The sequence below is a fragment of the Pseudomonas paraeruginosa genome, from assembly GCF_003025345.2.
Classification (GTDB): domain Bacteria; phylum Pseudomonadota; class Gammaproteobacteria; order Pseudomonadales; family Pseudomonadaceae; genus Pseudomonas; species Pseudomonas paraeruginosa.
The window spans coordinates 4625104-4649589 of sequence record NZ_CP020560.1 but is presented as its reverse complement, the minus strand read 5'-3'; the positions used below and the strand labels follow the sequence as shown (position 1 = coordinate 4649589).

12 protein-coding genes, 1 tRNA gene and 1 rRNA gene are annotated in these 24486 nt (G+C 67.7%); 8 read left to right on the top strand and 6 right to left on the bottom strand.

The genetic code is table 11. The features are described from left to right. Window positions 1-22 precede the first annotated feature (22 nt). Together B7D75_RS22020 and B7D75_RS22015 are read right to left on the bottom strand one after the other, a co-directional pair. Window positions 23-1492, bottom strand: a complete 1470-nt coding sequence (locus B7D75_RS22020) for an inorganic phosphate transporter (RefSeq protein WP_003153314.1) — start codon at window positions 1490-1492, stop codon at window positions 23-25. Window positions 1493-1635: 143 nt separating this feature from the next. Further along, complete coding sequence (locus B7D75_RS22015) at window positions 1636-1887, bottom strand: hypothetical protein (RefSeq protein WP_034080962.1); 252 nt, start codon at window positions 1885-1887, stop codon at window positions 1636-1638. 439 nt (window positions 1888-2326) lie between these two features. Here B7D75_RS22015 and B7D75_RS22010 point away from each other — a divergent pair, with 439 nt between their 5' ends. Next, window positions 2327-3934, top strand: a complete 1608-nt coding sequence (locus tag B7D75_RS22010) for a methyl-accepting chemotaxis protein (RefSeq protein WP_058129665.1) — start codon at window positions 2327-2329, stop codon at window positions 3932-3934. 4 nt (window positions 3935-3938) lie between these two features. On the opposite strand, the gene chrA is transcribed toward B7D75_RS22010, so the two are convergent. Then, on the bottom strand, window positions 3939-5144 hold the full coding sequence (gene chrA / locus B7D75_RS22005; protein WP_034080964.1) for a chromate efflux transporter: 1206 nt from the start codon (window positions 5142-5144) through the stop codon (window positions 3939-3941). Window positions 5145-5208: 64 nt separating this feature from the next. Continuing rightward, window positions 5209-6003 (bottom strand): AraC family transcriptional regulator, encoded by a 795-nt coding sequence (locus tag B7D75_RS22000; protein ID WP_012077105.1) that lies wholly within the window; start codon window positions 6001-6003, stop codon window positions 5209-5211. Window positions 6004-6101: 98 nt separating this feature from the next. On the opposite strand from B7D75_RS22000, the gene B7D75_RS21995 reads away from it, so the two are divergent. From B7D75_RS21995 to recD, 5 genes are all read left to right on the top strand, one after another. Then, window positions 6102-6992, top strand: coding sequence for a DMT family transporter (locus B7D75_RS21995; RefSeq protein WP_012077104.1), 891 nt, complete (start codon window positions 6102-6104; stop codon window positions 6990-6992). 115 nt (window positions 6993-7107) lie between these two features. Then, window positions 7108-7791 (top strand): lipoyl protein ligase domain-containing protein, encoded by a 684-nt coding sequence (locus B7D75_RS21990; RefSeq protein WP_034080965.1) that lies wholly within the window; start codon window positions 7108-7110, stop codon window positions 7789-7791. Window positions 7792-7830: 39 nt separating this feature from the next. Next, window positions 7831-11346, top strand: a complete 3516-nt coding sequence (gene recC, locus B7D75_RS21985) for an exodeoxyribonuclease V subunit gamma (RefSeq protein WP_058174811.1) — start codon at window positions 7831-7833, stop codon at window positions 11344-11346. Continuing rightward, the gene (recB, locus tag B7D75_RS21980; RefSeq protein ID WP_058146165.1) at window positions 11343-15077 is read left to right on the top strand and encodes an exodeoxyribonuclease V subunit beta; all 3735 of its coding nucleotides are present in this window, start codon (window positions 11343-11345) and stop codon (window positions 15075-15077) included. The genes recC and recB overlap by 4 nt, the downstream gene beginning before the upstream one ends. Further along, complete coding sequence (recD, locus tag B7D75_RS21975) at window positions 15074-17236, top strand: exodeoxyribonuclease V subunit alpha (protein ID WP_058129668.1); 2163 nt, start codon at window positions 15074-15076, stop codon at window positions 17234-17236. The genes recB and recD overlap by 4 nt, the downstream gene beginning before the upstream one ends. A gap of 23 nt (window positions 17237-17259) precedes the next feature. Here the strand turns inward: recD and B7D75_RS21970 are convergent, their stop codons facing one another. Together B7D75_RS21970 and B7D75_RS21965 are read right to left on the bottom strand one after the other, a co-directional pair. Beyond that, window positions 17260-20895, bottom strand: coding sequence for an AAA family ATPase (locus B7D75_RS21970; RefSeq protein ID WP_107114426.1), 3636 nt, complete (start codon window positions 20893-20895; stop codon window positions 17260-17262). 8 nt (window positions 20896-20903) lie between these two features. Next, window positions 20904-22133, bottom strand: coding sequence for an exonuclease SbcCD subunit D C-terminal domain-containing protein (locus B7D75_RS21965; RefSeq protein ID WP_003157029.1), 1230 nt, complete (start codon window positions 22131-22133; stop codon window positions 20904-20906). 653 nt (window positions 22134-22786) lie between these two features. On the opposite strand from B7D75_RS21965, the gene B7D75_RS21955 reads away from it, so the two are divergent. Both B7D75_RS21955 and B7D75_RS21950 read left to right on the top strand, forming a co-directional pair. After that, a 16S ribosomal RNA gene (locus tag B7D75_RS21955) occupies window positions 22787-24322 on the top strand. A 64-nt stretch (window positions 24323-24386) separates the two neighbouring features. Next, window positions 24387-24463, top strand: a tRNA-Ile gene (locus B7D75_RS21950). The last annotated feature ends 23 nt before the right edge of the window (window positions 24464-24486 follow it).

Below are 24486 nucleotides of genomic sequence, written 5' to 3'. Positions count from 1 at the left end.
CGTTCGTTGCGGACGGCGGGGCTCAGAGGAACTGCGAGGCCAGCCAGAACAGGCCGGCGGAGAGCGCCATCGAGGTCGGCAGGGTGAGCACCCAGGCCATCAGGATATTGCGCACGGTGCCGCCGTGCAGGCCGCTCTTGTTCGCCACCATGGTCCCGGCCACGCCGGAAGACAGCACATGGGTGGTGGACACCGGCAGGCTGTAGATATTGGCCATGCCGATGGCGGCGGCGGCGGTGATCTGCGCGCTCATGCCCTGGGCATAGGTCATGCCCTGCTTGCCGATCTTCTCGCCGACGGTGAGCACCACGCGCTTCCAGCCGACCATGGTGCCGATGCCGAGGGCCAGGGCTACCGCGATGATCACCCAGAACGGCGCGTACTCGGTGGTGGCGGTCAGGTCCTTGCGGAGTTTTTCCAGGTCGGCCTTTTCCCGCGCCGGCAGGTCGGACAGCTTGCCGACCTTCTTCGCGGTGTCGTCCAGGCACAGCAGGTAGCGGCGCACCTGCACGCGCTCGTCGGCGCTCAGGTCGTTGTAGCTGGGCACGCCGCGCAGGTCGCGAAGCAGGGCATTGATGGTCGGTTCGGTCTGCTTCGGATCGCAGCGGTAGAACTGCGGCATCTCGCTGGCGTTGCTCTTGCCCAGCGCCAGCATCTCACCGAGGGTGTCGGTGTGGCGCTGGTAGAACTGGCTGAGGTGCAGCGCGGCGTCGCGGGTGCGCTCGATCTGGTAGGTGGTGCTGTTCAGGTCGAGGACGAACTTGGCCGGAACGATGCCGATCAGCACCAGCATGATCAGGCCGATGCCCTTCTGCCCGTCGTTGGAGCCATGGACGAAGCTCACCGCCATGGCGGACAGCACCAGTACCAGGCGGTTCCAGAACGGCGGATGCTTCTTCTCGTCGAGTTCGCGGCGGGTCTCCGGGGTCTTGTGCATCTTCGACAGCGGACGCCACCACTTCAGGCCGAGCAGGACCAGCGCGGCGACCAGGAAACCGGCCATCGGCGAGAAGATCAGCGACAGGCCGATGTCGATCGCCTTCTGCCAGTTGATCCCCTCGGCCAGCGGCACGTCGGTGATCAGTGCATTGGCCAGGCCGACACCGAGGATCGAGCCGATCAGGGTATGCGAGCTGGAGGCGGGGATGCCGAAGTACCAGGTGCCGAGGTTCCAGGCGATGGCCGCGGCGAGCAACGAGAAGACCATCGCCAGGCCATGGCCGGTGTTCACGTTGATCAGCAGTTCCACCGGTAGCAGGTGAACGATGGCATACGCCACGCCGACGCCGCCGAGCAGCACGCCGAGGAAGTTGAACACGCCGGAGAGCATCACCGCCCGGTAGGGCGACATCGCCTTGGTGTAGATGACGGTGGCGACCGCGTTGGCAGTGTCGTGGAAGCCGTTGATGAACTCGAAGCTGAGGACGAAGATCAGGGCCAGCACCAGGCTGACGCCTACCCAGGCATCGAGCCCGCTGAAAAGATCGAACATGTGAGAAACCGGTCAGAGACGGGGCGGCGATTATGCCAGATGCTTTTTTATCCGTCTGGAACTCCGGAAGGTTGCCATTGTCGCGGGCAACGCCCCGGCGCATCGGGCTTTGCGGGAAAAACGAAACACATTGAAACGCTTCGTTATCCGTCGCTCTCCTGTCGGTTGGGGGTTGATGAAAGGGTTCCGGCCGCTTCCTGTTCGGCCTTGAGACGCTCTTCTTCTATCTTCTGCAGTTCCCTGTCGAACGCCTGGTCCTGGACGCTGGGGCGCTTGCGCCAGGGCTTGCGGTCGGGTTCCGGCTGGGCGGCATAAAGCGTTACCTCGCCGCCGTAGACATCCTTGTAACGTTGTTCCTCGCGCGCCAGCGCGGCACGCAACTCGTCTTTCGTCACGGGTGGTCCTGGGTCCAAAAAGAGCAGGCCCGGCAACGGTTCGGCTGTGCGGAAACGAGATCCGCGCGGCGCTGGGCGACAGTCCAGTCGAGCGTTACCGGTTGTGGATGGGGCGCTGAATTATAACGTGCGCTCCCGGCTTGTCATACGGTACGGGCCGACGGACGGCAGGTCGGAAGTTCTTCGAGCGGGCCGTGCCAACGCTGCATGACCCCGCCGGACCGGGCCCTCGGTGGCGTCCGGTGGAGAGTTTCCGGCATGCGGCCGGGGCGGGCGCTAGTCGAATACCCACCAATGGCCATACCACTAAGGAACGATGGCGGCCTTGCCGGGGGCAGGCTACAAACGCAGGCACAAGTCAAATAAGAACGCCCCGGCGTTGTCCGTCCGAACCGTCCGCGCGGTCATGACGCAACGCTCCGGAGGCTGGAGAGACCCGATGCAGCCCGCTCGTTCCCGAATTTTCTTCATCTGCCTGTTGCAGAGCCTGGCCCTGGTCCTCCTGCTGGTCGGCGCCCGGCATGGCTGGCTGCCGCTGTACCTGGCCATGCCGCTGGGCATCGCGCTGCTCTGGGGGCCCTGGCTGCTGCCCGGCAACCGCACCGCGGCGGCGGCGGTCGGCGAGCCGGACATCGCTCGGCTGGCCCGCGACCTTTCTCACAACACCAGCCAGAACGCCCTGTCGGCCGCCGGCGTCGCATACGCGGTCAAGCGCCTGGCGGAGAAGCTGCAGTCCCAGCTCGACGCCGCCGAGCAGATCGTCGGCAGCGCCGAGGTGATGATCCATACCGAACGCGCCACCTCCAATCTCGCCCGCCAGGCGATGGATGCCGCCACCCGCGCGCGCGCCGGCAGCGACGAGGGCCAGGCGTTGCTGGCCTCGACCATCGAGCGCATGCACCAGCTGAGCGAGCGGATGGGCGCCAGCCGCGAGGCGATCGAGGCGCTGAACCAGCGCAGCGAGGACATCCAGCGGGTCACCCTGGTGATCCAGGGCATCGCCAGCCAGACCAACCTGCTGGCCCTCAACGCGGCCATCGAGGCGGCCCGCGCCGGCGAACACGGTCGCGGCTTCGCGGTGGTCGCCGAGGAAGTCCGCGGGCTGGCCGGGCGTACCGCCGAGGCCACCGAGGAAGTCGGCCAGATGATCGCCGAGATCCAGCGCCAGACCAGCGAGGTGGTCGAGCAGATCCGCCAGCTGTCGCTGGAACTGGGCGAAGGTGTCGGCCAGGTCGAGCTGACCGGCCGGCAACTGGAAGGCATCGCCGAGCTGGCCGCCGGGGTGGAGAGCCAGATCACCGAGATCGCCCAGGGCGCCGAGATCAACCGCAATCAGTTGGCCAGCCTGTTCGCCGCGGTCGAGCAGGTGCGCGGCGACCTCAGCGCCAGCGAAGAGCAGACCCTGCGCCTCGGCGAGGCCGCCAGCCAACTGGAGAACCAGGCCGAGGTGATCAGCGAACGGCTCGCCGAGGTCAGCTTGGACGCTTACCACCAGGCGGTCTACGACCTCGCCCGGGAAGGCGCGGCGGCCATCGCCGCGCGGTTCGAGGAGGACGTGCGTGCCGGGCGCATCGACCTCGACGACCTGTTCGACCGCAGCTACCAGCCGTTGCCCAATACCCAGCCGACCAAGTACCGCACGCGCTTCGACAGCTACACCGACCAGGTCCTGCCGGGCATCCAGGAACAGCTGCTGGAGCGCAATCGCAACCTGGTGTTCGCCATTGCCTGCACCCCCGAAGGCTACGTGCCGACCCACAACCGCGCCTTCGCCCATCCGCCCAGCGGCGACCCGCAGGCGGATGCCCTGCGCAGCCGCAGCAAGCGTCTGTTCAACGATCGGACCGGGATCCGTTGCGGCAGTCACCAGCAGCCGTTGCTGTTGCAGACCTACACCCGCGATACCGGCGAGCTGATGCACGATCTCTCGGTACCGATCTTCATCCACGGCAAGCACTGGGGCGGACTGCGCCTGGGCTATCGCCCGGAGGATGCGGAACCGGGCAAGGTTGCGGCGGCGTCGACGGCGCGCCTGAGCCTGGCCTGAGGACCTAGCCGGCCGCCGCCAGCAGACCGCCTGCCATGGCGCAGCCGAGCACCACCAGCCAGGGCGGCAGGCGCCAGGCCAGCAAGGCCAGCAGGGCGAAGAGGAGCAGGGTGAAGTCGGCCGCGCCGAGGATCCCCTGGGTCCAGAGCGGCTGGTACAGCGCCGCCAGCAGCAGGCCGACCACCGCCGCGTTGACCCCGGCCAGCGCGGCCCGTGCCCGCGGACTGTGGCGCAGGCGCTCCCAGAACGGCAGGGCGCCGGCGACCAGCAGGAACGACGGCAGGAAGATCGCCAGCAGGCACAGCAGCGCGCCGCTCCAGCCGCCCGGCCCGCTGGACGAAGCCGCGCCGAGGAACGCGGCGAAGGTGAACAGCGGTCCCGGCACCGCCTGGGCGGCGGCATAGCCGGCGAGGAAGGTGTCGCCATCGACCCAGCCGCTGGGTACCACCTCGGCCTGCAGCAGCGGCAGCACTACGTGGCCGCCGCCGAAGACCAGGGCGCCGGCCCGGTAGAACGCATCGAACAGGCGCAGCCACTGCTCCGGCCACAGGCCCGCGGCCAGCGGCAGGCAGACCAGCAGCGCGGCGAACAGGGCGAGGAACAACAGCGCGGCGCGATAGCCGACGGCGATCGGCAGGCCCTCGTGGCCTGCCCCGGGGGCGGTTTTCAGCAGGCCAAGGCCGGCCAGGCCTGCGCCGGCGATCACCGCGACCTGCGCCCAGGCGCTCGGCCAGGCCAGCACAGTGGCGCAGGCCAGCGCCATCAGCGCCAGGCGCGGGCGGTCCGGGCACAGGCTGCGGCCCATGCCCCAGACCGCCTGGGCCACCACCGCCAGCGCGGCGATCTTCAGGCCGTGCAGCACGCCAGCGGGCAACAGCGCGCCCCAGCGTCCCAGGCCGAGGGCGAAGAGCACCAGCAACAGCGCCGAGGGCAGGGTGAAGCCGACCCAGGCGGCGAGCGCCCCGGGGTAGCCGGCGCGGGCCAGGCCCAGGGCCATGCCGACCTGGCTGCTGGCGGGGCCGGGCAGGAATTGGCAGAGGGCGACCAGGTCGGCGTAGCTGCTTTCGCTCAGCCAGCCGCGGCGACGGACGAACTCGTCGCGGAAGTAACCGAGATGCGCGATGGGCCCGCCGAAGGCGCTGCAGCCCAGCTTGAGGAAGGCGAAGAATACCGTGCGGGCGGTGTCGGGATGGCGGCGGTTGGTAGGCATGCGGGCTCCGGTGTGCTGACTGCTGCGAGCATAGCCGCCGCGCGTGCACGGCGGATGACACCTCTCAGGCGTCCTGCGCGCGGCTGGCCAGGCGGTATTGTTCCGGGGTGGTGCCGGCCAGCCGGCGGAACATCGAGATGAATGCCGAGGGACTGCTGTAGCCGAGGTCGAAGGCGATCTGCTGGATGCCTTCGCCGGCCTCCAGCGCATCGATCGCCGAGAGAAAGCGCAGGCGCTGGCGCCATTCGCCGAAGGTCATGCCCAGTTCGCGCTGGCAGTAGCGGGCCAGGGTCCGCTCGGTGCTGTGCACCCGCTCGGCCCATTGCGCCAGCGAGCGGTTGTCGCCCGGCTCGGCCTGCAGCGCGTCGAGCACCTCGCGCAGTGCCGGGGTACGGCCGTAGGGCAGGTAGTCGTCATGCGGCTGGGCGCATTCCAACTGGTCGATCACCACCTGGGCCAGGCGCAGGTCCTTCGCCGAGGTCGGCAGGTTGACCCGGCGCTCGGCGAAGTCCGAGAGGATCGCCTTGAGGATCGTGCTGATCGCCAGGGTACAGGGCGTCGTCGGCAGGCGCCGCGACAGCTCGGCGGACAGGTACAGCGAGCGATAGACGATGGCCTGGCTGTTGTAGCAGCTGTGCTCCCGCCCCGGTGGCACCCAGACCGCGTACTGCGGCGGCGAAAGGAAACGCTGGCCGTCGATCTCCAGTTGCATCACGCCATGCGAAGCATAATTGAGCTGGCCCCAGGCGTGGGTGTGTGGCGGCGAGTGGCTGTCGGCGCCGAACTCGTCGTAGCGGAAATAGACATCGAACGGCTGGCCCTGGAGATCGGGCAGGCGCAGGAGGGTGGTGGTCGACATGTCCGAACGCACGGGTAGTTTGTCTGGATTTCATTATACGTCTGTATTCGGACTGGTCCAGAATGGCCGGGTATTCCTTGTCCATGCCCGGAACCTCCATGCAATACCTGTTTCCCCTGCTCGCCGTGTTCATCTGGGCCGGCAACACCGTGGTCAACAAGCTCGCCGTCGGCGTCATCCAGCCCGCCGAGATCGGCTTCTTCCGCTGGCTGCTGGTGGGCCTGGCGCTGACTCCCTTCATGCTGCGGCCGGTATTGCGCAACCGCCGCTACATCCGCGCCAACCTCGGCCGCCTCGTGCTCCTCGGCCTGCTCGGCATGGCCGTCTACCAGAGCCTGGCCTACTACGCGGCGGCCCTGACCAGCGCCACCAACATGGGCATCATCCTGTCGCTGATGCCCCTGATGTCGCTGGGTCTGGCCAGCAGCATCCTGGCCCACCGCCTGAATCCCGGCGCCGTGCTCGGCGCGCTGGTGTCGCTGGCCGGCGTGGTCCTGGTGATCTCCCAGGGACATCTCGGCGCGCTGCTCGAGCACGGGGTCAATCTCGGCGACGCGATGATGATCGTCGCGACCCTGTCCTATGCCGTGTACAGCGTGCTGCTGAAGAAATGGAGCCTGCAGCTGCCGGCGATGCAGATGCTCTACCTGCAGGTGCTGGTGGCGATCCTCGCCCTGCTGCCGCTGTACCTGCTGTCGCCGCGCAGCGGGCTGAACGCCGCCAACCTGCCGCTGGTGCTGTACGCCGCGCTGTTCGCCTCGATCGTCGCCGCGCTGGCCTGGATGCACGGTGTCGCCCGTCTCGGGCCGAGCCGGATGGCGCTGTTCTTCAACCTGCTGCCGATCATCACCGCCTGCATCGCCACCCTGGTGCTCGGCGAGCGTCTGACCGTCCATCACCTGGTCGGCGGCGCGCTGACCCTCGCCGGGGTGCTGCTGGCCGAGTTCTGGCAGCGCCGGCCGGCCCGCCTGCGATCGGCAAGCTGCTGATTTGCCTGTATCTTCCTCGCGATCACGGCGCACGCACGCGGCGCCACTGGCTATCATAGGCACGGCCCCGTTCCCCGGGGCCGTGCCGTTCCCGCCTGAAAAAAGAGGAAGAATCGTGGTCGAAGTGTTTTCCGTGCAGGACGGGCTGGACGCCGAGCGCGCCCTGCTCGACGAGGTGTGCGGCGGTGTCCGCGATCATGCCCTGCTGCTCTGGCAGCCGCGCGACCGGGCGCTGGTCATGCCGCGCCGGATGCAGCGGCTGGAACGATTCGAGCCGGCCAGCGCGGCGGTCGCCGGGCGCGGCTGGCCGGTGCTGTTGCGCGACACCGGCGGCGAACCGGTACCGCAGTCGCCGGGTGTGCTGAACATCGCCCTCTCTTATGCGCTGGGCGCTGGCGACAACGAGCAGACGCGCATCGAGACCGCCTACCAGCGGCTCTGCCAGCCGATCTGCGACTGGCTGCGCGAGCGCGGACTGGACGCTGGCGTCGGCGCCGTGCCGGGCTCCTTCTGCGACGGCCGCTACAATGTAACCCTGGACGGGCGCAAGCTCGCCGGTACCGCGCAACGCTGGCGGCGCAATGGCGCCGGGCGGCCGGTGGTGCTGGCGCACGCGGCGCTGTTGGTCGGCGCCGAACGCGAGGAGATGGTCGAGGTGGTCAACACCTTCACCCGTCTTTGCGCCAGCGCCCCGGACTGCCGGGCGGACAGCCACCTCGGCCTGAGCGAACGCTGGAGCGATTTCCGCCTGGCCGACAGCGCCGACCTGGAGCGCCGCTTCGCCGCCGCCCGATCCTGATCCTTCCGCCAGAGCCTTGCGCCAGGAATAGCCGTACCGATGCCAGAACCCTTGGGAACCACAGCCCTCACGCCCGGATTCATGATCGTCCATGGCAACCGCCTGGACGACCTGCGCGACCTCGCCGTCTCCTGGATGCGCCGCTATCCGCTGGCGCCGCTGGAGAGCGAGCGGATCCTGGTGCACAGCAACGGTATCGCCCAGTGGCTGAAGCTGGCGCTGGCCGAGGATCCGCGCGCGGACGGCGGCGGCGGTGGCGGCATCGCCGCGGCGCTGGAGGTGCAGCTGCCGGCGCAGTTCCTCTGGCAGGCCTACCGCGCGGTGCTCGGTCGCGAGAGCATTCCCGAGGTTTCCGAGCTGGACAAGGCGCCGCTGACCTGGCGTCTGATGCGCCTGCTCCCGGGGTTGCTGGAGCGTCCCGAGTTCCATGCCCTGCAACGCTTCCTCGCCGATGACGCCGACCTGCGCAAGCGCCACCAACTGGCCGAGCGCCTGGCCGACCTGTTCGACCAGTACCAGGTCTACCGCGGCGACTGGCTCGACGACTGGAGCCAGGGGCGCGACCAGTTGCGCACGGCGAACGGCAAGGCGCGTCCGCTCGACGCCAGCGAACGCTGGCAGGCCGAACTGTGGCGCGCGCTGCTCGCCGACGTCGGCGCCGACAGCCTGGCCCGCAGCCGTTCCGGCGTGCACCGACGTTTCATCGAGGCCTTGCGTTCGGCCGAGGTCGCGCCGCGCGCATTGCCGCGGCGGGTGGTGGTGTTCGGCATCTCCTCGATGCCGGCGCAGACCCTCGAGGCGCTGGCCGCCCTGGCCAGGTTCAGCCAGGTGCTGCTCTGCGTGCACAACCCCTGCCGCCACCACTGGGCCGACATCGTCGCCGACAAGGACCTGCTGCGCCACGAGTACCGCCGCCAGCAGCGCCGCGCCGGCACCCCGACCGGCCTCGACGAGGACCTCCAGCACCAGCACGCCCAGCCGCTGCTGGCGGCCTGGGGCAAGCAGGGCCGCGATTACATCAACCTGCTCGACAGCTACGACGACCCGGACAGCTATCGCACGCTGTTCGGCGAGGTCAACGGCGGGCGCATCGACCTGTTCAGCGAGGAGCCGCCGGCCAGTCTGCTCGGCCAGTTGCAGGACGACATCCTCGAACTGCGCCCGCTGGCGGAGACCCGTCGGCACTGGCCGCCGGTGAGCCCGCAGCACGATGCCTCGATCCGCTTCCAGGTAGCGCACAGCGCGCAGCGCGAGGTGGAGATCCTCCACGACCAATTGCTCGCCCGCTTCAACGCCGATCCGCGGTTGAAGCCGCGCGACGTGATCGTCATGGTCCCCGACATCAACGCCTACGCGCCGCACATCGAAGCGGTGTTCGGCCAGGTGCCGCGCGACGACCAGCGCTTCATTCCCTACACCCTCGCCGACCAGGGCCAGCGCGGCCGCGAACCGCTGCTGATCGCCCTGGAGCACCTGCTGAAACTGCCCGAGAGCCGCTTCGCGGTAAGTGAAATCCTCGACCTCCTGGACGTCCCGGCACTGCGCCGGCGTTTCGGCGTCGACGAGGCCGACCTGGCGATCCTGCATCGCTGGATCGAAGGTGCGGGGGTACGCTGGGGCCTGGACGCCGCGCAGCGCGAGCGTCTCGGCCTGCCGCCGGGCCTGGAGGGCAACAGCTGGCGCTTCGGCCTGCGGCGCATGCTGCTCGGCTATGCCGTCGGCGAGGGCGCGGCCCTGCAGGGGATCCAGCCCTACGACGAGGTCGGTGGTCTCGACGCGGCCCTGGCCGGCCCGCTGGCGGTGCTGCTGGAGCGCCTCGAGGTGGCCTATGCCGAACTGGCCGAGCCGGCCACCCCGGTACAGTGGGGCGAGCGCCTGCAGGCCTTGCTCACGGTATTCTTCGAGGCCCACGACGAGCGCGACGAACTGCTGCTTACCCAGCTCCTGCAACTGCTCGAGCGCTGGCAGGAACACTGCGCCTGCGCGGCTTTCGCCGAACCGCTGCCGCTCAGCGTGGTACGCGAGGCCTGGCTCGGCGGTCTTGACCAGGGCGGCCTGAACCAGCGCTTCCTGGCTGGCGCGGTGAGCTTCTGCACGCTGATGCCGATGCGCGCGATCCCGTTCCGGCTGGTCTGCCTGCTGGGCATGAACGACGGCGACTACCCGCGCCAGCAAGCGCCGCTGGACTTCGACCTGATGCGCAACGACTACCGTCCCGGCGACCGCTCGCGGCGCGAGGACGATCGCTACCTGCTGCTCGAGGCGCTGCTCTCGGCGCGCGAGCAGCTCTACGTGAGCTGGGTGGGGCGAAGCATCCGCGACAATGAAGAGCGGCCGCCCTCGGTGCTGATCGGCCAGTTGCGCGATCACCTGGCGGCCGGCTGGCGCCTGTCTCCGGACGCTGACGGCGATGCGCTGCTGCGCGCCCTGACCCAGGAACATCCGCTGCAGCCGTTCAGCCGGCGCTATTTCCAGGCTGCGCCGGCACAGGGCGTGGACGGTCTGTTCACCTATGCCCGCGAGTGGCGCGAAGTCCACCGCGAGGACGAAGCCGCCGCTGCCGAGGCCGAGGCGCCGCTGCCCCCGCTGGTCCTGGAGGGCGCGCTGGGCTTGCGCCCGCTGGCGGAGTTCCTGGCCAACCCGGTGAACGCCTTCTTCCAGCAGCGGCTCAAGGTGCGTTTCGACGACGAGCAACTGACCGGCAACGACGAAGAACCCTTCGAACTGGATGCCCTGGACAACTGGAAGCTGCAGTTCGAGCTGACCGAGCGCCTGAAGCGCTGGGTGGAGCTGGATTGGGACGCCGAGCGGCTGCCGGCGCAGTTGCAGGCGCAGGTCGAGCGCCTGCGCCGGCAGGGGCGCCTGCCGCTGGCGGCGTTCGGCGAGTTCTCCGCGCGCCATTTGCTGCAACCGCTGCCCGACCTGCTCTGGCGCTATCGCCAGGAAATCCAGCGCTGGCCGGAGGTAGTCGAGCAGCAGCAGGAACTGCGCCATCGCCATCCTTCCGGGCTGGAACTGGAGGACTGGCTCGGTGGACTGCGCCGCGACGCATCCGGACGCCTGGCGCGCCTGCAGTTGCTCAGCGGCAAGCTCCACGAAGGGCGCGGCTACAAGTGGCATAGCCTGGTGCGCCACTGGTTGCAGCACCTTGCCTTGCAGATGCTCGGCCAGCCGGTGCGCAGCGTGCTGGTGAGCCAGAGCGGAACCCTGGAGATTCCGCCGCTGCCGGCCGAGCGCGCCGGTGAACACCTCGACCGGCTGCTCGACGCCTGGCGCGAAGGCATGCGCCGGCCCCTGCCGGTGGCCTGCCGGACAGCCTTCGCCTGGCTGGCCGGCGGTGGCGCCGGCGAGCCGGAGAAGGCCGCACGCGAGGCGCGCAAGCGCTACGAAGGCGGCTTCAACGTCGGCGGCGAAGTGGATGGCTCGCCGGCTCTGGCGCGGGTCTACCCGGACTTCGATCGGCTTCTCGCCGATGGTGGCTTCGCCCATTGGGCCGAACTGCTCTACGCACCGTTGCTGACCACCCTGGGCCGTGGCACGGAGGAACCGGCATGACTGCACAGATGCCCGCGCCCCTCGATCCGCTGGATTTCCCGTTGCACGGCAGCCGCCTGATCGAGGCCAGCGCCGGGACCGGCAAGACCTTCACCATCGCCCTGCTGTATGTCCGCCTGGTCCTCGACCATGGTGGCGAGAACGCCTTCGGCCGGCCGCTGAGTCCGCCGGAAATCCTCGTGGTGACCTTCACCGATGCGGCGACCCGTGAGCTCCGCGAGCGTATCCGCAGTCGCCTGACCGAAGCGGCGCGCTGCTTCGCCGAGCCGCAGGCGAGCCACGACGGCCTGCTGGTCGCGCTGCGCCAGCAATATCCCGCCGAACGCTGGCCGGGCTGCGCGCGTCTGCTACGGCTGGCCGCCGAGTGGATGGACGAGGCAGCGGTGTCGACCATCCATAGCTGGTGCTACCGGATGCTGCGCGAACACGCCTTCGACAGCGGCAGCCTGTTCACCCAGAACCTGGAAACCGACCAGAGCGAATTGCTCGCCGAAGTGGTGCGGGACTACTGGCGGCGCAATTTCTACGGCCTGACGGCGCAGGCGGCGCAAGCCGTGGCCAGCTGCTACAGCGGGCCGGAGGCGCTGGGCAAGGCCCTGCAGCCGTTGTTGGCGCGGCAGGACGCCGATTTCCGCTACGCCGACCAGGCGCTGAGTGCGCCCGAGTCGCTGGCAGCCTTGCTGGAGCGGGGCGGCGACTGGTATCGCCAGCTCGACCAACTGGACGCGCAAGCCCGCGCCGCCTGGCGCGCAGCGCGCGTCGAACTGGAAACGCTGCTGCGCGAGCTGCGTCCCTGCCTGAACGGCAACAGCTATCGCGGCAAGGACAGCGACGAGACCTTCGACGCCTGGTTGCAGGCATTGGCGGACTGGAGCGAGGGCGGCGACCAGCCGGCCAACCTGGGCAAGTTCGGCCAGACCCGGATCAAGCTCACCGCCAAGCGTGCCGCGCCCGAGCATCCCGCGCTGCGGGCCATCGACGCCTGGGCCGCGCATCAGGAAGAGCGTCCCGATATCGCTCCCCACCTGTTGTTGCACGCGCTGGGCGAGGTCGGCCGCGAACTGGAGGTCGAGAAGCAGCGGCGTGCCGAGATCGGCTTCGACGACCTGCTCACCCGTCTTGACCGCGCCCTGCAAGGTCCCGGTGGCGAGCGCCTGGCGCAGTTGATCCGCGAACAGTTCCCGGTGGCGTTGATCGATGAATTCCAGGACACCGACCCGGTGCAGTACCGGATCTTCGAACGCATCTACCGGATCGCCGCCGATCCCGCCGGGCCCCAGGCGCGGGAGACCGGCCTGTTCATGATCGGCGACCCCAAGCAGGCGATCTATGCCTTCCGCGGCGCCGACATCCATACCTACCTGCGTGCGCGGGAAGCCACTCGCGGCCGCCACTACACCCTCGGCAGGAACTTCCGCTCGACCGCCGCCATGGTGGCGGCCGCCAACCGCTGTTTCGCCTTCGCCGAAGAGCATCCGCGCGGCGCCTTTCGTTTCGCCCGCGAGGGGGTGGAGAATCCGCTGCCGTTCCATGCGGTCGATGCCCAGGGGCGCGCCGAACGCCTGTCGATCGATGGTGCCGAGGCGCCGGCGATGACGTTCTGGTGCCTCGACGCCGAAGCCGGCGTGCTCGGCTCCGCGGCGTATCGCCAGGAAATGGCCGAGCGTAGCGCCAGTGCCATCCGCCGCTGGCTGAGCCTGGCCGACCTGGGCCGCGCCGGCTTCGCCGACGAACAGGGCGGCTGGCGGGCGTTGCGCCCGGCGGATATCGCCATCCTCGTCCGCGGTCGCGCCGAGGCCGAGGCGATCCGTAGCGCGTTGGCGGCGCGGCGTCTGGCCAGCGTCTACCTGTCCGACCGCGACTCGGTGTTCGATAGCCAGGAAGCCGCCGACCTGCTGCACTGGCTGCGCGCCTGCGCCGACCCGGGCGCCGATACCCTGCTGCGGGTCGCCCTGGCCAGCCGCAGCCTGCACCTGGACTGGGCGACCCTGGAGCGGCTGAACCAGGACGAACTGTTCTGGGAACGGATGGTCCTGCGCTTCCGCGACTATCGTCGCCTCTGGCAGACCCAGGGTGTGCTGCCGATGCTGCGGCGCCTGCTCGCCGACTTCGAGCTGCCGGCGCGCCTGCTGCGGCATACCGACGGCGAGCGCAGCCTGACCAACCTGCTGCACCTGGCCGAATGGCTGCAACGCGCGGCGGTGGAGCTGGACGGCGAGCATGCGCTGGTCCGCCACCTCGCCGAGCAGTTGCAGAGCCCCGGCAGTGAAGAGATCCTGCGCCTGGAAAGCGACGCCGACCTGATCAAGGTGGTGACCATCCACAAATCCAAGGGCCTGGAATATCCACTGGTACTGCTGCCCTTCATCTGCAGCTGGAAGGAACTGGACGGCAATAGCGGCGCACCGGCCAGTTTCCACGAGGACGGCATCCCGGGGCAGGTGGTCGAGCTGGCGCGGCGCAAGGAGCAGGCCGCACGCGCCTACGAGCAGGCCAACGACGAGCGTCTCGGCGAGGACATGCGCCTGCTCTACGTGGCCCTGACCCGTGCGCGGCACTCGGTGTGGCTGGGCATCGCGCCGCTGGTGGCGGGCAACAGCCGATCACCCGAACTGCACAAGGGCGCCATGGGCTACCTGCTCGCCGGCGGCGCCGCGATCAGCGGCGAGGGTCTTGCGAGCTGCCTCGCCGCGCTGCGTGGCGAATGTGCGGGGATCGTCGTCGAGCCGGCGCCGCCGGCGGATGCCGAACCCTATGTGATGGGGCGCGGCGAGGCGCTCGGGCAGGCGCGCGAGACCTGCCGCAGCAGCCGCGAGAAATGGTGGGTCGCCAGCTATTCCGGCCTGCAGTTGCAGGCTTCCAGCGGGTTGGAGGACGACGAGGCGGTCGCCGTCGCCGAGTCGCAGGAGCCGATCAGCGCCGAGGAAGCCACTTTCCAGGAAGAGGGCCGCTCCGCCGAGCAGCCGCCGCCCGCCGTCGCCAGCGCGATGCGCGACGACCTGCACCGCTTCCCGCGCGGCCCGGCGCCCGGCACCTTCCTCCACGGCCTGCTCGAGTGGGCCGGGCGCGAAGGCTTCGAGGCGGCCCGGGCGGATGCCCCGCGTCGTCGCGAGCTGATCGCCCGGCGCTGCGAACTGCGTGGCTGGAAGGACTGGGCCGAACCGCTCGACCTGTGGCTGGAACAGTATCTCGCCGAACCGTTGCGCTGGCCCGGCGGCGAAGCCAGCCTGGCCGGGCTGCTCGCCTACCAGGTGGAAATGGAGTTCTGGTTCGCCAGCCACCAGGTCCAGGCCGAGGCGATCGACGCCCTGGTCCGCCGCCATACCCTTGGTGGCGCGGCGCGCCCGGCGCTGGCGCCGACCCTGCTGAACGGCATGTTCAAGGGCTTCGTCGATCTGGTCTTCGAGCACCAGGGGCGTTTCTACGTGGCCGACTACAAGTCCAACTGGCTGGGCGCCGACGACGGCGCCTACAGCCCGGAAGCGATGGCCGCCGCGGTGCTGGAGAACCGCTACGACCTGCAATACGTCCTCTACCTGCTGGCCCTGCACCGGCAGTTGCAGGCGCGCCTGCCCGATTATGACTACGACCGCCACGTGGGTGGCGCCGTCTACCTGTTCCTCCGCGGCGCCCGCGCGGCGACCCAGGGCCTGCATTTCGAACGACCGCCGCGCGAACTGATCGAGGACCTGGACGCTCTGTTCCGCGGCCAGTCGGGAGTCCCGCGATGAATCCGACCCTCAAGCAACTGGCCGGCGAAGTTCGCGATACTGGCGACCAGCGGCTGACGCAACCGCTGGCGGCGCGCCACGATCTGCTGCGCCAGCTCGACCTGTGGGTGGCGCGCGGCTGGTTGCGCGCGCTGGACCGCGCGCTCGTGGCCTTCCTCGTCGAACTGGAGCCGCAGGCCGATCCCCGGGTGCTGCTGGCGGCGGCCCTGACCAGCCACCAACTGGGTCATGGCCACGTCTGCCTGGACCTGGACGCGACCCTCGGCGCCCCCGACGCGGCCCTGTCGCTGCCGCCGGAAGGCGATGAAGGTGGTGATGTCCTGCTGCCTTCGCAGCTGCTGCAGGGTGTGCGCCTCGACGCCTGGCGCCAGGCCCTGGCAGGTTCGCCGCTGGTGGAGGTGGTCGACGGGCGTGCGGACGATCCCGCAGCGAGCGACCAGGAGGCCTCGCCGCTGGTGCTCTGCGATCAGCGTCTCTACCTGCGCCGCTACTGGCGGCATGAACTGGAAATCGCCGCGGCCCTGCGCGAGCGTCTGGCGCGCCGGGCGCCCCTGGCCGAGGACCTGGCGCCACGCCTGGCCGCGCTGTTCGCGCAGCCGCCGCGGGAAGACGGCCGGCGCGTCACCGACTGGCAGAAGCTGGCCTGCGCCCTGGCGGCGCGCGGTTACTTCAGTCTGATCACCGGCGGCCCGGGCACCGGCAAGACCACTACCGTGGTACGCCTGCTCGGCCTGCTCCAGGCGCCGGCGGTGGCCGCCGGCCAGCCGCTGCGCATCCGCCTCGCGGCACCCACCGGCAAGGCCGCGGCGCGCCTGTCCGAATCCATCGGCCAGCAGGTCCGCGCCCTGCCATTGCCGGAGGCGGTGCTGCAGGCGATCCCCGCCGAGGTCACCACCCTGCACCGGCTGCTCGGCAGCCGGCCGGATACCCGGCACTTCCGCCATCACCGGGACAACCCGCTGGCGCTGGATGTGCTGGTGGTGGACGAGGCCTCGATGATCGACCTGGAGATGATGGCCAGCCTGCTCGACGCGCTGCCGCCGCAGGCGCGCCTGATCCTCCTTGGCGACAAGGACCAGTTGGCCTCGGTAGAGGCCGGCGCGGTGCTCGGCGATCTCTGCCGGGATGCCGAGGAGGGCTGGTACAGCGCCGAGACCCGCGCCTGGTTGCAGCGGGTCAGCGGCGAAACCTGGCAGGGCTTGCGCGAAGGTTCGGCGCAGGCGCATCCGCTGGCGCAGCAAACGGTGATGCTGCGGCATTCCCGGCGTTTCGGCGCCAGCAGCGGGATCGGCCGCCTGGCGCGGCTGGTCAATCGGCAACAGGCCGCGGATGCCCGCGCGCTGCTCGACCAGCCGCCCGCCGACCTGTTCGATCTGCGCCTGCGCGGCGAGCGAGACGTGGCTTTCGCCCGGTTGTTCGTCGACGGGCATCCGCGCGCGGCTGGAACCCCATACGGCTATCGGCACTACCTGCAACGCCTGGCCGAGGGCCGTCCGCCTGCCGGGTTGGCGCTGGAGAGCGAGGTCTGGGAGCGCTGGGCGCAGTCGGTGCTGGCGGCGTTCGATGCCTTCCGCCTGCTCTGCGCGCTGCGCCGCGGTCCCTGGGGCGTGGAGGGGTTGAACCAGCGGGTGGCGGCGGAACTGCTGCGACTCGGCCTGATCGACGCCGACCACGGCTGGTACGAGGGACGACCGGTGCTGGTGACGCGCAACGACTACAGCCTGGGGCTGATGAACGGCGACATCGGCATCGCCCTGCGCCTGCCCGAGCGCGGCGCCGACGGTAGCCTGCGCTTCGCCTTGCGGGTCGCCTTCCCGCGCAACGATGGCAGCGGCGGGGTGCGTTTCGTCCTGCCGAGCCGCCTGGTCGAGGTGGACACCGTGTTCGCCATGACCGTGCACAAGTCGCAGGGCTCGGAGTTCGCGCATACCGCGCTGGTCCTGCCGGACGCGCTGAACCCGGTGTTGACCAAGGAATTGGTGTATACCGGCATCACCCGCGCCCGCGACTGGTTCAGCCTGGTGGAAAGCCACCCCGGGGTATTCGAGGAAGCGCTGCGGCGCAAGGTGCGCCGACTCAGCGGGCTGATGCTGCATCTGCAGGCGGAAAGCCGGGAAGCGCCGCGCCAGCCTGGCGAACAGGGCGAGCTACCGTTCTGAGGACGCGCCTGAAGGTGGACGGCTCAGCCGACCACCTTCAGGCTGCTCATGCCGTTGCCTTCGCGCTGTACCCGCACCTGCACCGGAATACGCTCGTGCATTTCCTGTACGTGGGAGATCACCGCTACCTTGCGACCCTGGGCCTGCAGGTTGTCCAGGGCATCCATCGCCAGTTGCAGGGACTCCGGGTCGAGGCTGCCGAAGCCTTCGTCGATGAACAGCGACTCGATACGCAGCTTGCTCGACGCCATCGAGGCCAGGCCGAGCGCCAGGGCCAGGGAGATCAGGAAGGTCTCGCCACCGGACAGCGAGTAGACCGAACGCAGCTCGTCGCCCATCTCCGTATCCACCACCAGCAGGCCCAGTTCGCTGCCGCCGCGCTGCAGGCGATAGCGCCGCGCCAGCTGGCGCAGTTGCACGTTGCTGTGCTGGACCAGCAGGTCGAGGTTGTAGCCCTGGGCGATGCGGCGGAACTTGTCGCCGCTGGACGAACCGATCAGCTCGTTCAGGCGCCCCCAGCGGCGGAACTCGGCGCGAGCCTGCTCCAGTTCGGCGAGCAGCGCCTGGCTCTGTTCGCGGCGCTGGTTGTCGGCCTGCAACTGGCTGTAGGCGTCGAGATAGGCCTGTTCGCTGGCGGCCAGGCGTTCGCGCTGCTGGCGCAGGATGTCTTCCAGTGCCTCGTGGTCAAGCTCCGGTCGTTGTCGACGATGCTGCTGCAATTGTTCCTGGCGTTCCGCCTCCAGGGTCCGCTGGCGGGTGATCTCTTCCTGCAGCTGCTGCAGGTGTTCACGCCATTGCCGGGCCTGCGCGTCGGGGAGGGCGAGCAGGGCGTCGAGGCGGCTGTCATCGAGATTCTCCTGGCCTTCGCGCCAGGCCTGCCAGTCGGCCTGTAGCCGCTGCCGCTCCTCTTGCTGGCGCGACTGCTGGTGTTGCAGGTGCTCGAGGGCTTCGCCGAGCCTGAGCTGTTCTTCGCGAAGCGTGTCGAGCGGCGCCTGCAGCGTCTCGACCGTGGCCTGCGCCGCCTGCACGGCGTTTTCCAGTGCCTGCTGCCAGTCCTGCGCGCGGGTGTGCCGGCCGAGATGGGCGCCCAGGCGCCCGCGCAACCCGGCCAGTTCCGCCTGGGTCTGTTCCTCGGCCTGGCGGGCCTGGCTGCGCTGTTCGTCGTTCTGCTTCAGTTGCCACTGCAGCTCGTCGCCGCGCCGCTCCAGTTCCTGCAACTGCTGTTCGACCTGCAGCAGGCGGTCCTGCTGGTGCCGACGTTGCTCGATCGCCTGGGCGAGCGCCTGGAAGGTCGGCTCCGGAGCGTCCTGCCAGCGTTGCCAGTGTTCGGCGGAAAGCAGCAGGCGCAGTTGCTGGTCGTCCTCCTCGACCTGCTGGCGCAGGTGTTCGCAGCGCTGCTGCTGTTCGTGCAGCGCTTGCTGCCGTTGCTGGAGCGTCGCCTCGGCCGCCCGCAGCTGCTGCCGCAACTGCTGGGCCTGACGCTGGCGGGCGATCAGCCGGTCGAAGTCCTGCTGGCTGTGCTGGCGCTGCTCCGCCAGCTCGTCCAGGCGCGTGCCCAGCCACTCCAGTTGTGCGGCTGGTTCCAGGCGCAGCAATTCTCCCGGCAGGGTCCATTGCCCCAACTGGCGATCGAGTGCGGCCAGCTGTTCGGTCAACTCCTGCTGTTCATGACGGCTCTGGTTGAGCTTCTCGCGTTGACTGGAGTAACGCTCGCGCAGATCGCCGAGGGCTCCTCGCTGCTGCTCGAGAGCCTGCTCGGCGCGGGCCTGTTCCTGGTCGTCGGCTTCGCCGAGGGCCGCGAGCAGTCGCTCGGGGTGGTGATAGGGGTGCTCCTGGCTGCCGCAGACGGGACAGGCCTCGCCCTCCACCAGGCCGGCGCGCAACTGTTCCACGCTGGCGCTGCGGGCCAGGCGTTGGCGCTGGAGCAACTCGCGGGTGAGTTGCAGCGCCTGCTCCGCCGCCTTCACCTGTTCGGCGCATTGGCTGCCTTGCTGCTTCAGCTCTAGCAGCTGCTGTTCCTGGGCGACCAGGCGCTGGCCGAGTTCGGCCAGGCGTCGGACCAGGTCGGCGCGCCGGCCCAGGCCTTGCTGCCACTCCTTGTACAGCGCCTGGCTTTGCTCCAGCCCGGAGGTCTGCTGGCGCAGCTCATCCAGTCGCGCGGCGAGGTCATCCGTGTCGCTGCCATGCAGCGCAACCCACTTTTCCTGGAGCTGCCCGAGTGGCTCAGCGGCCTGCGCCAGGGCGTTCTCCAGCTCCGGCAGCAGGGCGCGGCTTTCGGCCGAACGCTGGCGCCGTTGCAGGAAAGCGGCGAACTGGCCCTGCTGGGTCGGCCAGGCGTCGCCGAGGGTGGCGAGGGCGCTGCTCTGCTGCAGCGCGGCCCGCAATTGCGTCTGTTCTTCGGCGCTGCGCTGCCGTTCGCTCTCCAGGCGCTGGATTGCCTCGCACTGCTGGGCATGGCGCTCGTTCGACTGGCGATGGAGTGTCTGCTGTTCGGATAGCGTCCGCTCGAGGCGGCTGGCCTCGGCCTCCAGCTGGAAAGCCTCGCGCAGCGGCCCCTGGGCTTCGCGAAGAGTGCTTTCGGCGGCGGCCTGGCGTTGCCGCGCCTCGTGCAACTGGCTCTGCAACTGCTGCAGACGTTCGCTGCCCGCGGTGTGCCGCTGGCTTTGCTGGCGATGTTGCTCCTGGGAAAGCAGCAGGTCCTGTCCGAGCTGTTCGAGGCGTTGCAGCAGGCCGCGAACCGGGGCCAGGCGCTCCAGCTGCTGCAGGGTTTCCCGCTCGGCGGCCAGGCCGTCCCAGGCGTGCCGCGCCTCGGCGAGTTGACGCTGGGCCTGCTCGCAAGACAGGGCCAGGCGCCGCTCCTCCAGGAACCATTGCTGCTGGCTTTCCAGGCGCTGCAGCGCCTGCTGCTCCTGCTGGCGGGCCTGGGTGTGGTTCGCCAGCGTCGATTCCAGCTCGGTCCGCGCCTGTTCGGCGAGCGGCAGGCTGCCTTCCAGGCGTTGTTCCAGCTGCTTGCGCTGTTCGTGGGCCAGGCTGGCGCGCTGGTAGGCGGCCTTGCTCAGTTGGCTGTAGAGGCCGGTGTCGGTGAGTTTCTCCAGCAACGCGCCGCGATCGTTGTCGTTGGCCTTGAGAAAGGCGCTGAATTCGCTCTGTGCCAGCAGCACGGCGCGGGTGAACTGGGCGAAGTTGAGGCCGAGCTTCTGTTCCAGCTGCTCGCGGAATTCGCTCTTCTTGTTCGCCGCGAGCATCTGCCGGCTATCCAGGTCCTGCAGGCTCTGCCGGCTGGCCTGCAACTGGCCGTCGACCTTGTCCCGCGCGCGGCGGGTTTCCCAGCGGGCGCGGTAGCGGCGGCCGTCGATGCCGACGAAGTCCACTTCGGCGTAGCCGCTGGCGCAACCGCGGCGCAGCAGGTTGCGCTCGTCGTTGCTGGACAGTTCGTTCCGGCCGTCGGGCACCTTGCTGGCGGTCGAGGTGGATTCCAGGCGTGGGGTGCTGCCGAACAGGGCCAGGCACAGGGCGTCCAGCACGGTGCTCTTGCCGGCGCCGGTCGGCCCGGTGATGGCGAACAGGCCGGCGCTGGACAGCGGCTCGCGGGTGAAGTCGATTTCCTGCTCGCCGCCGAGGGAGGCGAGGTTCTTCAGGCGGATGGCGAGAATCTTCATGAAGCGGCTTATTTCCCCGAGGGCTCTTCGGTGGTCAGTTCGACGCTCTGCAGCAGGCTGGCGAAGTCGTCCAGCGCCTGCGCATCCGGGCTGGAACCATAGGCGCTTTCCCAGGCACGGCTGAACAGCTCCTGCGGGCTGAGCTGGTCGAGACCGAGCAGCGGCGCCTGCTCCTCATCGCGCCGCCGGTACTCGCTGGCGATACGCACCAGGCGACAGGCCTTGCCCTGCAGGGCGCTCTCGATCTGCTGGCGGAGGTCGGGCTGCGGTTCGTCCAGGCGTACGCGGACTTCCAGCCAGGGACGGTGTTCGTCCAGCAGATCGGCGTCGGCCAGCCCCGCGAGCTGCAGCAGGACATCGCCAAGGGGAGCCGGACCGATCCGCAGCAAGTCCACGGCGCGGGGCACCTGGAGACTCTGCACATCCTCCAGCCGCTCACCCTCCAGGGTGACGAGCAGGACCTGGTGGCGGTAGTTCACTTCGGCGAAGGACAACGGCAACGGCGAGCCGCTGTAGCGAATGCGCTCCTGTCCGGCGACTTTCTGTGGCTTGTGCAGATGACCGAGGGCTACGTAGGCAATCTGCTCCGGAAACAGGCTGGCGGGTAGCGCCTCGACATTGCCGATGATCAGGTTTCGCTCGGAATCTTCGGAAATCGCACCACCGGCCATGTGCGCATGGCTGAGGGCGACCAGTGCCTGTCCCGGTTCGCGGCGAGCCTCCGCGGCGTCGACCAGGCGTTCATGCACCTGGCGGATGCCGGCCAGGTAGTCGTCGCCGTTCGCGCCACCGGTGACTTCGGCGGGGCGCAGGAAGGGCAGGGCGAGGCACCAGGCGGCAACCTGGCCATCTGCATCGTGCAGGGGTAACAGCAGGCGATCGCTGTCGAGGCTTTCGTCTATCCAGCCGATACGGCCGATGGCATGGGCGTTCAGACGTTTCATCAATGCTGCCGGCAACTCGATGCGCGCGCCGGAGTCGTGGTTGCCGGCGATCATCACTATTTCCAGTTGCGGCAGCCGCTGATGAACGCTGACGATGAAGTCGTAGAGGCGCTCCTGGGCCTTGAGCGGTGGGTTGACCGTGTCGAAGACGTCACCGGCGATCAGCAGGGCATCGGCGCGCTGCTCCTCCAGCTGGCGCAGCAGCCAGTCGAGGAAGCGCGCGTGTTCATGGTCGCGGTCCTGGCCGTGCAGGGTCTGGCCCAGGTGCCAGTCGGAGGTGTGGATGAGGCGCATGGATGACTCGTCGAAAACGGGGAGCGGGCTCGCATTCCTTATATGAGGCAACAGAAGGAGAGGGCGGGGCAAGCCAGCCTATAAGGAAGGCGTGGCGTCCGCCGGAGGCTTCTTGACCTTTGGGTTGAAAAGTTTCAATTAAGTGTTGACGGCAGTTTTTATCTCCCTATAATGCGCACCACTCCCGGCGACGACGAAGAGTAAATGCTTGAAAATCAAGGATTTACGGATTCTCTCCCAGGGGTGGTGAAGCGCTCCGGCAGGTTGTTCGCCGCAGCGGTTCGGTCCCGGAAGGGATTCGGAACGAAGCTTCGCCGAGGTGCTTGACAGCGAGTTTGAACGCTGTAGAATGCGCCTCCCGCTGATCGGAAGATGGTTTGAAGGTCAGCGCAAGCGGTTGAGTAGAAAAGAAAATTTTCGAAAATAACGCTTGACGGAAAGAGAGGTTGCTGTAGAATGCGCGGCCTCGGTTGAGACGAAAGCCTTGACCAACTGCTCTTTAACAAGTCGAATCAAGCAATTCGTGTGGGTGCTTGTGATGTAAGACTGGTGATCGCAAGATTATCAGCAACACAAGTAACTCTGTGAATTCACAAGAGTTAATTGCGATTGCTGAGCCAAGTTTAGGGTTTTCTCAAAACCCAAGCAGTATTGAACTGAAGAGTTTGATCATGGCTCAGATTGAACGCTGGCGGCAGGCCTAACACATGCAAGTCGAGCGGATGAAGGGAGCTTGCTCCTGGATTCAGCGGCGGACGGGTGAGTAATGCCTAGGAATCTGCCTGGTAGTGGGGGATAACGTCCGGAAACGGGCGCTAATACCGCATACGTCCTGAGGGAGAAAGTGGGGGATCTTCGGACCTCACGCTATCAGATGAGCCTAGGTCGGATTAGCTAGTTGGTGGGGTAAAGGCCTACCAAGGCGACGATCCGTAACTGGTCTGAGAGGATGATCAGTCACACTGGAACTGAGACACGGTCCAGACTCCTACGGGAGGCAGCAGTGGGGAATATTGGACAATGGGCGAAAGCCTGATCCAGCCATGCCGCGTGTGTGAAGAAGGTCTTCGGATTGTAAAGCACTTTAAGTTGGGAGGAAGGGCAGTAAGTTAATACCTTGCTGTTTTGACGTTACCAACAGAATAAGCACCGGCTAACTTCGTGCCAGCAGCCGCGGTAATACGAAGGGTGCAAGCGTTAATCGGAATTACTGGGCGTAAAGCGCGCGTAGGTGGTTCAGCAAGTTGGATGTGAAATCCCCGGGCTCAACCTGGGAACTGCATCCAAAACTACTGAGCTAGAGTACGGTAGAGGGTGGTGGAATTTCCTGTGTAGCGGTGAAATGCGTAGATATAGGAAGGAACACCAGTGGCGAAGGCGACCACCTGGACTGATACTGACACTGAGGTGCGAAAGCGTGGGGAGCAAACAGGATTAGATACCCTGGTAGTCCACGCCGTAAACGATGTCGACTAGCCGTTGGGATCCTTGAGATCTTAGTGGCGCAGCTAACGCGATAAGTCGACCGCCTGGGGAGTACGGCCGCAAGGTTAAAACTCAAATGAATTGACGGGGGCCCGCACAAGCGGTGGAGCATGTGGTTTAATTCGAAGCAACGCGAAGAACCTTACCTGGCCTTGACATGCTGAGAACTTTCCAGAGATGGATTGGTGCCTTCGGGAACTCAGACACAGGTGCTGCATGGCTGTCGTCAGCTCGTGTCGTGAGATGTTGGGTTAAGTCCCGTAACGAGCGCAACCCTTGTCCTTAGTTACCAGCACCTCGGGTGGGCACTCTAAGGAGACTGCCGGTGACAAACCGGAGGAAGGTGGGGATGACGTCAAGTCATCATGGCCCTTACGGCCAGGGCTACACACGTGCTACAATGGTCGGTACAAAGGGTTGCCAAGCCGCGAGGTGGAGCTAATCCCATAAAACCGATCGTAGTCCGGATCGCAGTCTGCAACTCGACTGCGTGAAGTCGGAATCGCTAGTAATCGTGAATCAGAATGTCACGGTGAATACGTTCCCGGGCCTTGTACACACCGCCCGTCACACCATGGGAGTGGGTTGCTCCAGAAGTAGCTAGTCTAACCGCAAGGGGGACGGTTACCACGGAGTGATTCATGACTGGGGTGAAGTCGTAACAAGGTAGCCGTAGGGGAACCTGCGGCTGGATCACCTCCTTAATCGAAGATCCCAGCTTCTTCATAAGCTCCCACACGAATTGCTTGATTCACTGGTTAGACGATTGGGTCTGTAGCTCAGTTGGTTAGAGCGCACCCCTGATAAGGGTGAGGTCGGCAGTTCGAATCTGCCCAGACCCACCAATTGTTGGTGTGCTGCGTGATCC

Coding starts and splice junctions, on each gene's coding strand:
- recD (WP_058129668.1), top strand. CDS start 15,074: ATGAATCCGACCCTCAAGCAACTGGCCGGCGAAGTTCGCGATACTGGC.
- chrA (WP_034080964.1), bottom strand. CDS start 5,144: ATGCCTACCAACCGCCGCCATCCCGACACCGCCCGCACGGTATTCTTC.
- B7D75_RS22010 (WP_058129665.1), top strand. CDS start 2,327: ATGCAGCCCGCTCGTTCCCGAATTTTCTTCATCTGCCTGTTGCAGAGC.
- B7D75_RS21965 (WP_003157029.1), bottom strand. CDS start 22,133: ATGCGCCTCATCCACACCTCCGACTGGCACCTGGGCCAGACCCTGCAC.
- recB (WP_058146165.1), top strand. CDS start 11,343: ATGACTGCACAGATGCCCGCGCCCCTCGATCCGCTGGATTTCCCGTTG.
- B7D75_RS22000 (WP_012077105.1), bottom strand. CDS start 6,003: ATGTCGACCACCACCCTCCTGCGCCTGCCCGATCTCCAGGGCCAGCCG.
- B7D75_RS22020 (WP_003153314.1), bottom strand. CDS start 1,492: ATGTTCGATCTTTTCAGCGGGCTCGATGCCTGGGTAGGCGTCAGCCTG.
- recC (WP_058174811.1), top strand. CDS start 7,831: ATGCCAGAACCCTTGGGAACCACAGCCCTCACGCCCGGATTCATGATC.
- B7D75_RS21970 (WP_107114426.1), bottom strand. CDS start 20,895: ATGAAGATTCTCGCCATCCGCCTGAAGAACCTCGCCTCCCTCGGCGGC.
- B7D75_RS21995 (WP_012077104.1), top strand. CDS start 6,102: ATGCAATACCTGTTTCCCCTGCTCGCCGTGTTCATCTGGGCCGGCAAC.